Origin of the sequence: Halalkalibacter oceani (genome assembly GCF_023715705.1) — a bacterium.
Taxonomy (GTDB): domain Bacteria; phylum Bacillota; class Bacilli; order Bacillales; family Bacillaceae_D; genus Halalkalibacter; species Halalkalibacter oceani_A.
The window spans coordinates 1-404 of the sequence record NZ_JAMBOS010000094.1 but is presented as its reverse complement, the minus strand read 5'-3'; the positions used below and the strand labels follow the sequence as shown (position 1 = coordinate 404).

Genomic DNA, 404 nt, shown 5'->3' with positions numbered 1-404 from the left:
ACATAAAACGCCCACCGTGACGGGCGTAGGACTCAGACTCACCTCCGGCAGCCGCAACCACTTCGCAGCGCGAATCGTCCATACTGGAAACATGGTGCGAGTTGGACAGCCACTGAGGCATAACCGTAACGAGACGGTACTCGTGCACACCCGTCGTCACGCCAAAGCCCTCTTCTGGCCCGTCGTCATGGGGTTTGTTGGGGTTGTCGGAGCGGCCGCTCTGCTTGGAATCATGCCTTCCGACATGCGAGCACAGTATTGGCCGATCGTTGTCACTATCGCAGTCGCACTCATTATCGTCGGCACCCTCTCCCCCTGGCTGACATGGTTCACGACAACAATGACGATCACCGATCGCCGCGTCATGTTACGCCATGGCGTTGTCGTTCGACGCGGCCACGATG

At 58.9% G+C, this 404-nt stretch carries 1 protein-coding gene; it reads left to right on the top strand.

Annotated elements, in window-relative coordinates; translation table 11 throughout:
* Positions 1–142: 142 nt before the first annotated feature.
* Positions 143–404 (top strand): PH domain-containing protein (locus M3212_RS21805; RefSeq protein ID WP_251195994.1); only part of this gene is annotated, 262 nt, incomplete at its 3' end.